Raw genomic sequence first — 11,607 nt, forward strand, 5'->3', positions numbered from 1 at the left:
ACCGTTGTACTCGTTAGAGACGAAATTGTGACTGTTTCGTTACCTGATGGAGGTGACATTAACTTCTCATCCCCACCGAAGTCACCTCCGGAGTCCATTTAGTGATCTATTTCATAGTTCGGCTCCTAGTTGGGGAGGTGTCTGTGATGGGCGGGGGGATCACCAAGGGAAAGGCCTGTCTCGGGCTTGTCGCTGGCCTCGTCGAGGCATGGGCCATGGCTGCGGGAGCCCGGGAGGAGGTCACGCGACCAGTTCCTCGCTGGCCCCGTGAGGGGCCGGCGGTGAGACCGGGGTGGTTAAGGCTGGTCGGTTGTCCGGGTGCCGTGGTCGGACGTGGGGGTCTTACCGTCCGTGGTGGGGCCGAGGAATGTGGTGTGGTTTTCGTTCTCGGCGTTGCTACCGGTGGTGGTCTTTTCCTCGTTGCCCGTGGTTTTCCCGACCGTGCCCGGCCAATGGCCGATGAGCAGGAGGGCGACGACGGCCAGTGGGACCACACCTGTGGCCCAGGCCAGGACGGCGGTGCGTTGGTCGGCGAGCAGATCGAGCTCCCAGGGCAGGAGCAGGGAGCGGTAGAACTCCTCGCCCAGGATCGTGTCCAGGCGCAGGAGATAGACCCCGACGAGCAGGTGGACGGGCAGGGAGGCAACCAGCCAGCCCAGGCGGACGGTGGCTGGGCGCCGGCGCGGGATCGGGTCGGGTCCGAGCATCCCCCAGACGTAGAAGCAACCGGAGACCAGGAGCACGGTGTTCATGATCAGCTGCCCCGCGTACTTGGAGATCAGCAGCTCATAAAGCGGGATGAACAGGTACATGACGTAGAAGAACACCAGGAACTGCAGGGTGTTGACCACCGGATGGGTGATCACCCCCACCAACCGGCTGCGGGTGAAGGCGCGCACCCAGTCGTGGATATTCGGCCTACCCGGGGCCCCCGGGGCGAAGGCGGTCATCAGCAGGGTCAGCGGGGCACCCAGCACCAGGAAGATGGGGATGACCAGCGACAAGATGATGTGGCCGACCATGTGCACCGAGAAGACCGCGGGCATATTCAGCCCGATCCCGGAGCTCATCGTCACCAGCAGGGTCACACATCCGGCCAACCACCAGGCGGTGGGGGTACTCGACCAGGTGTGACCTGCCTGGCGGGTGCGCCACACAGCGGCCAGATAGCCGACGGCCAGCAGCAGGGCGAGGGCACCAAACAGCAGGTCAAAGCGCCACATGCCCCACACGTTGAGGATGGTGGGCTTCTCGGACAGCTCGTAGCCGAGCTTGGTGGCCATCTGCGAGAGGTTCGGGATGCGCGGTGGGGGCGGCGGGGTGCGCCCCATGGTGATGGCGATACCGGTGACCGCCGCCATGACAAGCACCTCGACGATGGCGACCTGGCGGAACAGGCGGCGATCAGCGGGGTTGGCCTGCACCTGCGGAATGACCCACGCCCGGTGGATCCACCCGAAGACACCGAGGATGATCACGCCGATGGTCTTGGCCACGATGATTAACCCGTAACGGGTGGTCAACAGATCCGTCAGCTCGATGCGGATGGCGGCGTTGACCAGCCCGGACACGGCCATGACGATGATGGAGACTAGGGCGATTGTCGAGTAGCGGCGCAGCGCAATATCCAGGTCAGGTCCCAGGCGACGACCGTGGGCGAGTAGGGCCATGAGTCCGCCGACCCACAGGACTAAGAAGACCAGGTGCCACAGGTAGGAGTTGGTGCCGTGGTCGTGGTTACCGCCCGAGGAGGAATGCCCTGTCAGGCCCAGGGGGATGATCATGAGGATTGACCCGAGGAGCAACAGTGGTTGGGTGATCCACGCCCGGCTCATCAGGCCCGTACAACCGGTGACCAGGGCAATAAGGGCGACGATCAGCCACACCTGGGCCATGGCCACCTGCTCGACGGCCACCGTCAGGGTCTCCAGGCCCAGTGTCTGGGCCAGGGGGGTGCCGGAGACATCTGAGAGCACCAGCGGGATCATCAACAACGCGATCAGTCCGAAGCAGATGGCCGCGACCGCACCGGTACGCGAGGCCAGGTGCCCGTCCACACTCAACGAGGCCTGGTGCAGGTGGTCGTGATCACCGCCGGGCAACCGTGGGGAGATGAGGAAAGCAGCGAACAGGAAAGAACCGGCGGACAGGGCAGCGAGCATCCAACCGACCGCACGGAAAAACGGCAACCCGAAGGTGGTCGCGATGCCCGGGTTGGGGATCCCCAGGGCCGCGAGGGATTCACCGAGGAAGCTGTAGGCCACCGTCCCGCCGATGGCACCGGCGACGGCGAAAAAGAGCAGGTACAACGGCCACGTGGGGCGTACCCGCTCCTGAGGCCGGCTCCCGATGGTGGGGGTCGTCCCTGTGGTCGTATCCGTGGCAGTGGGGGTGTCATTTACCGGGTGGGTCATCTGTGTCCATTTCGCCGTCCATGCCGCCTCCGCTCTCATGGTGTGCTCGGAAGCGGGCGTGAGGTTCACCCTAATGGGGCCTGCGGGTGTTCTTGTACATTGCCCAGGGACCGGTCTCTTCCTCCGGTTCGCCCCCTGCAGGGGGCACCGACCTGGGAAGAACAACACCCGGTGAAGGCGGCGTGGCCGGGAACTTTCCTCCCGCCCGTTCCGACCACTCTCTTGGTACCTCCCGCAGGCAGGTGTCGTAGTCGCTCACATCCGGTTGAAGAACCGGCCCAGTCCAGGAGGACTTTCGTGATCATCTCCCCCATGCTCCCTCGTCGTGTGCTGGCTACTGTTGTGGCGGTCGGGGCCCTGACGGTCGTAGCCACCCCGGTTGCCCTCGCGCATGACTCCGTGATCGGCGGCAATCCCGCGGACGGTGAAGTGGTCGAGGAATTTCCGCGCCGCATCGAGCTGGAGTTTTCCGGGCTGCCCCAGGAGGGTTTCAGCACCGTGGCCATCACCGACCAGGGCTCCGGTGATCTCCTGTTCAGTGGTGAGCCGACCATCGACGGCCGACTGGTGACCCTTGATCTACCTGCGGGTGTCAGCGGCGGGCCAGGTGACTACACCGTCGGCTTCCAGATCCTCTCCTCCGACGGCCACGCCACCCGCAGCGAGACCACCTTCACCGTCGCCGGTGACGCCCAAACGGCCGCCACCACCACGGGCGCCGACGCCAGGCCTGGGGAGGAGACCACAGCCGCCGAGAGCACCGCCGAGGAGGACACCTCCGTAGTCAGTAATCCGATAGTCCTGATTCTTGCGGGGTTGGCCCTCATCGGTGTCATCGCTGCCGTCCTCGTGCTGATCCTTAGGGGTCGGAACACGCCCACGGGGTAGAAGAGCCACGGGTGTGCGGGTCTTCCTCGGGTGCACAGCCTCGGCCTCTGCCCCAGGAAGTGCCTCAGACGCAGGCCCAGGGCTCCCCAGAGGCATTGAGCCGCCGTAGGGCGGACTGCCTTGATGATGCTTCCTTCCCGATCACCTCGCAGGGGGGAAGGTGTGTCCGGTGTTGCGCCGACGGGAGAGCGTAGCGGGCGCGCAGCACCCGCAGCCGGTGGAGGCCGGTGGCAGCCGAGGGGGAGTCGGGGTGGTCATCGGATCGCTCCTTTGGATCGGTGGGATCGTGGGGGAAACTCCCCGGCCATCATGCCCCTCCAGGGGTGCCTTCCGGCAGGGGGCGGGGGTCGCTGGCCATCAGGGGGTGCCCTTCGGGAGTAGGGGAAGACCGATGGTGAATACGGCGCCTTCGCCTGGTCCGGGCGAGGTGGCGGTGAGTGTTCCGCCGTGAGCTTCCATCAGGGCCCGGGAGATGGTCAGGCCGATACCGGAACCGCCGTGGTCGCGGTCGCGGGCGGTGTCCCCGCGGTAGAACCGTTCGAAGACGTGCCCGAGTTGTTCCGCAGTCATCCCGCCCCCGGTGTCGACGACCTCAATGAGGACACTGTTGGCCCCTCGGCGGGCAACGCGGATGCTGACTTGACCGCCGGGCGGGGTGTGGCGCAGCGCGTTGGTCAGCAGGTTGTCCATCTGGATCCGGCTGCGACCTTCCGCCGACGGGAGCTCCACGTTCGTGGAGATGGGTGGCCTGGCCCGCACCGATAGCGCCGGCTGGGGTGGGGAGTTCGACAAGCTCCACCGTGCACTGCTCGGCCTGCCCGATCCAGACGACATCGATGAGCAGGCCGAGGAGAACACACCTGTTCTGGTCACAAGCCCCAGTCAGTAACACCCGCCCCTAAATCATAAGGACTTTATCCATTGATGCCTGTTAATCAGACCCTTTCCACCTTCTCCGACACCGCCTTCCAGACCGCCTTCGTGATCTACCTGCTCGCCCTGGTGCTCTCCCTGGTCTTCTACGTCAAGATGCAAGGGGTCATCGACGCCCGACGGGCACGCGAAGACATCGCCCACCCCGAATATGTCGCTGTGGGCGCCGGTACCGGCACTGGGGACCTCACTGACAGGTCAATCGGAGACGTTAACGCCACCGACCCCCTGCTCACCGATGAGCAATATGCTGCCCAGGAGGCCTCCGCCGATAAATTCGGTGGCATGACTCAGGCTCTGGCCTGGTTGGGCGCAGTGGTCCACCTGATGTCGGTGGTTCTGCGCGGCCTGGCCACCGACCGCTTCCCGCTGGGCAACATGTACGAGTACATCTCCATGATCTGCGTCCTGGCGGTCATCTCCGCAGCGATTGTCATCCAGCGCCGTGAGTGGCGCAGCGTGTGGCCGTGGCTGCTGGTCCCGATCCTGGTCCTGCTGTTTTTCGGTGGCACCAGCCTCTACTCCAACTCCGCCCCAGTCGTGCCCGCCCTGCAGTCCTACTGGCTGCCCGTCCATGTCTCCACTGTGTCCCTGGGCGCGGCGATTGGCATCGTCTCGGGCATCGCTTCCCTGCTCTACCTGCTGCGTATCTGGCAGCCGAAGGGCAGAGAGCGTGGCTTCTTCGGTGCTGTGGCCAAGCCGCTGCCGAGTGCGAAAAAGCTCGACGCCCTGGCCTACAAGTCCGCCATCATTACGTTGCCCGTGCTGGGGTTGGGCATTGTTCTGGGTGCGATCTGGGCTGAGGCCTCGTGGGGCCGGTTTTGGGGATGGGATCCGAAGGAGACCGCATCCTTTATCTCCTGGGTGCTCTATGCCGCCTACCTGCATGCCCGTGCCACCGCCGGGTGGCGCGATCACAAGGCCGCGTGGATCAATATCCTGGCCCTGGCCACGATGATCTTCAATCTGTTTTTCATCAACCTGGTCGTCTCTGGTCTGCACTCCTACGCCGGACTGAACTAAAGGAGCCTGCGTTTAATATCGCTGATTGTCGCTCCTGTCTCGAGTGTGACCATCTTTTTAGTCCTGGTAAGGGGGTGAGGTCCTGATCTGCACCGGGTCGGGGAAGGTCTGCGTGCCCACCTGCCCGGTTGTCGAGTCAGTGTCGTTAGCGTGGGTGACCAGGATGACGCTGCGCCGTGGCAGCGGTCCCGGCAGCGGTTGGTGGAGCAGGAGGTCTAGCAACGCCGCCGCGTCCGTGGCCGCGATATGTTCGGTCGGCTCATCCAGCAGCAGCACCGGCGCGGTGGAACACAGTGCCCGAGCCAGCAGTAGACGGCGACGCTGACCGCTCGACAGGGAGCCCGCGCCGTCGGCAAGCAGCAGGTCCAGCGGATCAGCACCCGCTCCGACGGTCTCCCGCAACCAGTCCGCCAGCCCCACCGCGCGCAGGATCTCACGGAGTTCCCCGTCGCTGGCATCGGGGTTGGCTACCAGGAGATTCTCCCGGATGGTGGTGGAAAAGAGCCACTCGTCCTCGGCGTGCACGCGCAGGGTTTCTCGCAGCGTGACTTGGTCGATCTCCGGGACCGGGTGCCCACTCAGCGTGGCAGAACCACTGCGTGGTGGCACCAGGCCTCCCAGGGTCTGCAGCAACGTGGTCTTGCCGCAGCCGCTGGGGCCGCGGATGACCATACGCTCACCGGGTAGCAGATCCACCTGCCAACTGATGTCACCGAAACGGCAGCGTAGGTCGGTGGCTCTAAGATGGCAGTTGTCAAGCTCCCACGCTGTCACCTCCCCACCATCCGTTGTCGGAGTGGTACCGGACTCCTCGACCAGGTCGGTGAGGCGGCGGGCGCTGTGGGAAGCCTCGTCGGCGTGGATCGCGGCCTCCGAGAGCTGCGCGTGGGACTCGAAAGCCGCCAACGGCAGCAACACCACCATGCCCAGCCAAGTGGGATCCCCAGTGTATGCCAGCGCGGCGACGATCACCGTCAGTGCCCCGGCCAGGCCGGTGGACCACTGGATCAGCGCCTGTGACGTTGCCAAGGGTTTCTCGGCGGCGACGGTGGCGTTGCTACTGCATCGCGACGCCGCGACGGCCAGATCCTCGCGCTGCTCTTCCAGACCGGCGGCGGCGAACTCCACGCGGTGGTCCAGCAGCTCATCCAGAGCCACTTCGAAATTATCCTCGGCGAGTATCCGACGTGAGCGCCTGGCTGCCCGCACCGCCAGCCAGGGGGCAAGCACTCCGGTGACCACGAAGCCCAGTGACAGAACCAGACCCGCCACGGGATGCAGCAAAGTAGCCCCGGCCACTGCAAAGACGGTGAGTACCACCGCCACCCCAGCGGGCACGACGGCGCGCACGATGACATCGGTGACGCGTTCGGTGTCTGCAACCAGGCGCACCAGCCCGTCGCCGCGGGTGAACAGATGCCCCCGCCCGGAACCGGTATGGTCGAAGGCCAGCGCATCGAAGACCCGAGAACGCAACGTGGTCAGGGCACGCAGCGCGATGCGGTGGCTGAGCAACCGATCCACGTAACGGAATACCGCCCGAGAAATGCCCAGCGCCCGCACGGCGGTGACCGCGACCGTCAGGTCCATCACCGGTGGCATCTGCCAGGCCTTGGTGATCAACCAACCGGAGACGATGGTCAGGGTCAGCGCAGAGATCAGGGTGATGGAGCCGGCCGCGACGCCCGCGATAATCTCACGGTGCCGCACCCCAGCCAGGCGGAGCATTCCGTTAAGTGATCGAATATCTGCTCTCACAGGTACACCACCTCATCTGCGATTGCGGCCAGGCGAACGTCATGGGTGGCCAGCACCACCGTGTGTCCGGCCGCAACCCGCCGGCGCAGCTCGGTGGAGAGGGCATCTACCAGCTCCGGGCTCAGGTGCGCGCTGGGTTCATCCAATAGGTGCAGCGTGGGTCCGCTGCCGCGGGCCAGAGTGCGGGCCAGGGTCAGGCGTTGGCTCTGGCCCGCCGAGAGGCCCTCGCCCTGTGGGCCGAGACGGCGTTTCAACGGTACGTCGAACCACAGGTTCCCGGCGGTTTCGGTGGCCGGTTTGCGCTGCGCACCCAGCAGCACGAGGTTGTCCTCGACGCTGCCGGGCACCAGCACCGGCCGGGCTGGCAGATAGGCCGTGCGTTCCGGCGGCGGGGCGGTGATCTCTCCGGTGACCAGGTCATCCGGCAGCGCGCCCAGGACGGCGAGGAACACGGTGGACTTTCCGGAGCCGTTGTCGCCGTACAGGACGGTGATCTTCCCGGGTTCGGCGGTGAAGCTCAGGTTCTCCGGCTTCGTGCCGTCGCGGCCGCCCACGCTGAGGTCGGTGACTGTCAGCTGGACGCCCGCGGGGGAGCCACAGTGGGTCAGGTAGTTCCGGCCGTGGTGGCCCACGGGGCGAGTCTCATCTTCGTCCAGCAGCTCCAGGATCTCCTCGGCGGCGGTGAGTCCGTCGGCGGCGGCGTGGAAGTTCGTGCCCACCTGCCGGATCGGGTTGTACACCTCCGGCACCACAATCAGTGCGATCAGTCCTGCGGTTAGCTCCATGTTGCCGTCCACCAGGCGCAGCCCGATGCTCACAGCCACCAGCGCCACCGCAAGGGTGGCCAGGAACTCCAGGGCAAACGACGACAGGAACGCCAGGCGCAGCACCGACATGGTGGCCTTTTCGTGGCGACGCCCCGTGGACCGCAGCTGTCTGCTCGGCTGGTGGGTGGCGCCCAGTGCCCGCAGTGTCAGCGAGCCGGACAACAAGTCCGCCAGCTGCCCGCCCAGAGCGCTAGTCACCTCCAGACGACGTCGTGTATGGGCGGCGGTCAGCTTACCGATCAACACCATGAAGGCCGGAATCAATGGCACTGTCACCAGCGCCAAGATCCCGGAGACGGGGTCAGCCACCAGCACCACGACCAGGGCGGCCGGAGTCGCCAGCGCGGCAGCGACCAGGGAGGGCAGGAATTCGTTCAGGTAGGGCCGAAAATTCTCGGTGCCATCGGTGAGGACCTCGCGCCAGTGGGCCGATTCCTCCTGCACGCGGCGGGGATCGCGACGTCGTAACGCGGCCAACGCCTTGGCACGCAGGGTGTCGACGACCCGCCCGACGCTCTCCGAGGAGGAGCGTTGCGCGCGGGCAGCCACGACGCCGTGGACGGCGATGGCGGCGAAGAGGGCCACCACTGGCCAGGTCAGCACCTCCCAGTCGGCACCACGGTCCAGGATGACGCGCGCGGCGACCCAGCCGATGAGCACGCCGCGGGCGAGCACCAGCACGGTGATAAACGCCTGCAGCACGCCCGTGCGCAGGATCAGGCCCCGCACCGGCGGAACCAGGGCGAGGAGTCTAGGGTCAATAGGCCCCTGCATCCGGCTCACACCTTGATCCGCTTGGCGAAGGACCAGAAGGTCCAACCCTGCGATGCCAGGACGAACGGCACCAGAATTAGGGCGCCCCAGGACAGGAAGGTCAAAGTGTAGTCCGAGCTGGAGGCGTTGTAGATATTCAACGACACCCCATCGGCCAGTGAGGTGGGCAGGACGTTCGGGAACAAGGTCGCGAAGATCTGCACCACCAGGGTCGCCACGGCCACGGCGGTGGCAGCGAATGCGACGCCGTCGCGGTTGCGCAGGATGGCCACCGAGCCGACGACCACACACAGGGCGAGGACAACAACGGCGATCCAGAGGACCGGGTCCCCGTGCCCCAGCTGGGTCCATGCCGCAAAGCCGAAGGTGGCCAGCGCGGCGGGGATGGTCAGCCGACGGGCCAGCCAGTGGGCACGGCTGCGCAGCGGTTCATGCACCTTCATGCCCAGGAAGGTGGCGCCGTGCACCATGAACAGCAAGACGAAGGCCAACGCCCCCAGCACAGCGTACGGGTTGAACAGGCCGAACATGGCACCCAGGCTGGAATCAATTTGCCGGTTGGCATCGATCGCCAAGCCCTGGACGATATTGGCGAAGGCCACACCCCAGAAAATCGCCGGCACCCAGCTGCCGATCGCCAGCCCAATGTCGCAGCGGTCGCGCCAGACCTGGGTGTCCACCTTGACGCGCCACTCCAGCGCGACACCGCGCAGGATCAGGGAGATCAGGATGAGCAGCAACGGTAGATAGAGCCCGGAAAACAATGTGGCGTACCACTCGGGGAACGCGGCGAACATGCCGCCTACAGCCACAATGAGCCACACCTCATTGCCGTTCCACACCGGGCCGATGCTGGTGGCCACGGCGTCGCGACGCCGCGCGCGCTCATCGTCATCACCGCCCAGGAACGGCAGGAGCATGCCCACGCCGAAGTCGAAGCCCTCCAGGACGAAATAACCCACGAACAAGAAGGCGATCACGATGAACCACAGAGTCTGCAGATCCATGGTCAGCTCTCCTGCCCATCATCGGTGCGCTCGCCGCGCTGCCGGCGCGGTTTCGTGGCGACAGCTGTGGAATTCCAGCCGGTAGACTCGACGCCCTCGGCGCCCTCGGTGTTCTCAGCACTGTCGGCGCTGAAGCTCAGCGGTTCCAGTTCCTCGGCGTCCGGACCGTAGGTGTCCTCAGCGATGTTCTCGGAAGCACCGGGGGCGAGCGCCCCGGCAACCACGAAGCGGCGCATGAGCCAGAACCAGACCACGGCCAGAACGCCATAGATCAGGGTGAAGGCGATCAGGGAGATCCAAACGGTGGTCACCGAGTGGTTGGACACACCGAAGTCCACGATCATGTGGATGTCATTTTCCCCATTCGGACTGTTCTCCGGCCCGAAGTCGGGGTTCGGGTACACCACCCAAGGTTGGCGTCCCATCTCGGTGAAGATCCAGCCGGCGGAGTTGGACAGGAAGGGGAACGGAATCGCGATGAGGCCGAGCCAGGCGAACCACCGCTTGTCGGTGGTGCGCTTCCTGCGGGTCAGCCAGAAGCCGAGGATGACTACCAGGATGGAGGCAGTCATGAAGCCAATCATCAGGCGGAAGGACCAGTAGGTGACGAACAGGTTCGGCGAGTAGTTTCCCGGGCGGTAGAGCTGCTCGGCCTGGGCCTGCAGATCCGTGACGCCCTGCAGCGTCACACCGGCAAACTGGCCGCCAGCCAGGAAGGACAGGACCCAGGGAACACTGAAGATCTCGGAGACCGAGTTACAGTCGTTGAACGTGCTGATGGCCAAAATAGAGAACCACGGATCCTCCTCGGTGTGGCACAGCGCCTCCGCGGAGGCCATCTTCATCGGCTGGACCTCGAACATCACCTTCGCCTGCAAGTCACCGGTGATCGAGACGAATACGATCCCCAATAATGTGACCCACAATCCCATGCGCAGCAGCGGCCGCCACAGTTGTCCGGCGTCCTCGGAGTTCCCGTCCATCTTGGCTGCGTGGCGGCGGGACCGCACCATCCACCAGGCGCTGATGCCAGCGACGAAGGTACCGGCCACGAGCACGGAACCAGCCACCGCGTGCGGGAAGGCCACCAGTGCCACCGGGTTGGTCAGCAGCTCCCAAACATCGATCAGTTCTGCGCGCCCGTTCTCGTAGTTCATCGCCGCGCCTACCGGATGCTGCATGAAGGAATTGGCCACGATGATGAAGTAGGCCGAGACGTTGGTCGCGGCCGCCACGATCCAAATCGAAGCCAGGTGCATCCAGCGGGGCACGCGTTCCCAACCGAAGATCCAGACCCCCAAGAAGATGGACTCGAAGAAAAAGGCGGCCAGCCCCTCGAGAGCGAGCGGCCCGCCGAAGACGTCACCGACGAAGCGGGAGTACTCACTCCAGTTCATACCGAACTGGAATTCCTGGACGATGCCGGTGACCACTCCCATGGCGAAGTTGATCAGGAAGAGCGTGCCGAAGAACCTGGTGGCGCGGTACCACATGTCCTTCCCGGTCCGGTGCCAGGCCGTCTGCATCATGGCCACCAGGGGGGCAAGCCCAATGGTCAGGGGGACGAATATGAAGTGATAGACAGTCGTGATGCCAAATTGCCAGCGTGAGACATCGACAAGATCCACAGAATGCGCCTTTCCCAGTTGACGAACCGTCCAGATGGCACATCGCCACTGCGACGATTCCTGCTCCGGCAGGCGCTGCGACCCAGCCTCACTCACTCCCGGCTCGCGGTTCCTGCCGACACCCGAGTTAAATTCAGGTACATACGAGCTGTCGGCCCGGCAACGAGAAAGTTCCACGAACGTGACGCATCTCCCTAATCAGACAGGACATTGAACTGTTCCGAAATACCCCTCTATGACCTGAATCGGTTCACTCCTCCTTCGAGGCCCCTAGTAGTACCGCGTCAGACAACCTTTGCCTTTTTGATGGTGCTGGCTGGTTTGATGACCTTACATAGCTGCGGGTTGATGACGT

The 11,607-nt window shown here is 64.8% G+C and carries 9 protein-coding genes and 1 pseudogene; 4 read left to right on the forward strand and 6 right to left on the reverse strand.

Annotated features, from left to right (window positions below; all coding sequences use genetic code 11):
• Positions 1-296 precede the first annotated feature (296 nt).
• On the reverse strand, positions 297-2,453 hold the full coding sequence (locus E3227_RS01035) for a bifunctional copper resistance protein CopD/cytochrome c oxidase assembly protein (protein ID WP_144317280.1): 2,157 nt from the start codon (positions 2,451-2,453) through the stop codon (positions 297-299).
• A 273-nt stretch (positions 2,454-2,726) separates the two neighbouring features.
• On the opposite strand from E3227_RS01035, the gene E3227_RS01040 reads away from it, so the two are divergent.
• Positions 2,727-3,302, forward strand: coding sequence for a copper resistance CopC family protein (locus E3227_RS01040; protein WP_006841219.1), 576 nt, complete (start codon positions 2,727-2,729; stop codon positions 3,300-3,302).
• A gap of 357 nt (positions 3,303-3,659) precedes the next feature.
• Here the strand turns inward: E3227_RS01040 and E3227_RS01045 are convergent, their stop codons facing one another.
• Positions 3,660-3,992, reverse strand: a complete 333-nt coding sequence (locus tag E3227_RS01045) for a sensor histidine kinase (protein WP_375542965.1) — start codon at positions 3,990-3,992, stop codon at positions 3,660-3,662.
• Between E3227_RS01045 and E3227_RS11885 the strand changes: the two are divergent.
• From E3227_RS11885 to ccsB, 3 genes and pseudogenes are all read left to right on the forward strand, one after another.
• Positions 3,958-4,032, forward strand: a pseudogene (locus E3227_RS11885) (hypothetical protein); the annotation flags it as partial. The gene E3227_RS01045 and the pseudogene E3227_RS11885 overlap by 35 nt on opposite strands.
• Positions 4,033-4,041: 9 nt before the next feature.
• Positions 4,042-4,191, forward strand: coding sequence for a hypothetical protein (locus tag E3227_RS11655; RefSeq protein ID WP_006841221.1), 150 nt, complete (start codon positions 4,042-4,044; stop codon positions 4,189-4,191).
• Positions 4,192-4,226: 35 nt separating this feature from the next.
• Positions 4,227-5,258, forward strand: coding sequence for a c-type cytochrome biogenesis protein CcsB (gene ccsB / locus E3227_RS01050; protein WP_006841222.1), 1,032 nt, complete (start codon positions 4,227-4,229; stop codon positions 5,256-5,258).
• Between the two features lie 57 nt (positions 5,259-5,315).
• On the opposite strand, the gene cydC is transcribed toward ccsB, so the two are convergent.
• The 4 genes from cydC to E3227_RS01070 are packed head-to-tail and all read right to left on the reverse strand — an operon-like array spanning position 5,316 to position 11,252.
• Positions 5,316-6,986, reverse strand: a complete 1,671-nt coding sequence (cydC, locus tag E3227_RS01055) for a thiol reductant ABC exporter subunit CydC (RefSeq protein ID WP_006841223.1) — start codon at positions 6,984-6,986, stop codon at positions 5,316-5,318.
• 26 nt (positions 6,987-7,012) lie between these two features.
• Positions 7,013-8,617, reverse strand: coding sequence for an ABC transporter ATP-binding protein/permease (locus tag E3227_RS01060; protein WP_144317281.1), 1,605 nt, complete (start codon positions 8,615-8,617; stop codon positions 7,013-7,015).
• A 5-nt stretch (positions 8,618-8,622) separates the two neighbouring features.
• Positions 8,623-9,624: a cytochrome d ubiquinol oxidase subunit II gene (gene cydB / locus E3227_RS01065; RefSeq protein WP_136652913.1), complete on the reverse strand. Its 1,002-nt coding sequence runs from the start codon at positions 9,622-9,624 to the stop codon at positions 8,623-8,625.
• Between the two features lie 2 nt (positions 9,625-9,626).
• Positions 9,627-11,252 (reverse strand): cytochrome ubiquinol oxidase subunit I, encoded by a 1,626-nt coding sequence (locus E3227_RS01070; protein ID WP_006841226.1) that lies wholly within the window; start codon positions 11,250-11,252, stop codon positions 9,627-9,629.
• Positions 11,253-11,607: the final 355 nt, after the last annotated feature.

It is taken from the genome of Corynebacterium sanguinis (assembly GCF_007641235.1).
Lineage (GTDB): Bacteria > Actinomycetota > Actinomycetes > Mycobacteriales > Mycobacteriaceae > Corynebacterium > Corynebacterium sanguinis.

Coding starts and splice junctions, on each gene's coding strand:
- E3227_RS01045 (WP_375542965.1), bottom strand. CDS start 3,992: ATGGACAACCTGCTGACCAACGCGCTGCGCCACACCCCGCCCGGCGGT.
- E3227_RS01060 (WP_144317281.1), bottom strand. CDS start 8,617: ATGCAGGGGCCTATTGACCCTAGACTCCTCGCCCTGGTTCCGCCGGTG.
- E3227_RS01035 (WP_144317280.1), bottom strand. CDS start 2,453: ATGAGAGCGGAGGCGGCATGGACGGCGAAATGGACACAGATGACCCAC.
- E3227_RS11655 (WP_006841221.1), top strand. CDS start 4,042: ATGGGTGGCCTGGCCCGCACCGATAGCGCCGGCTGGGGTGGGGAGTTC.
- E3227_RS01040 (WP_006841219.1), top strand. CDS start 2,727: ATGCTCCCTCGTCGTGTGCTGGCTACTGTTGTGGCGGTCGGGGCCCTG.
- cydB (WP_136652913.1), bottom strand. CDS start 9,624: ATGGATCTGCAGACTCTGTGGTTCATCGTGATCGCCTTCTTGTTCGTG.
- ccsB (WP_006841222.1), top strand. CDS start 4,227: ATGCCTGTTAATCAGACCCTTTCCACCTTCTCCGACACCGCCTTCCAG.
- cydC (WP_006841223.1), bottom strand. CDS start 6,986: ATGCTCCGCCTGGCTGGGGTGCGGCACCGTGAGATTATCGCGGGCGTC.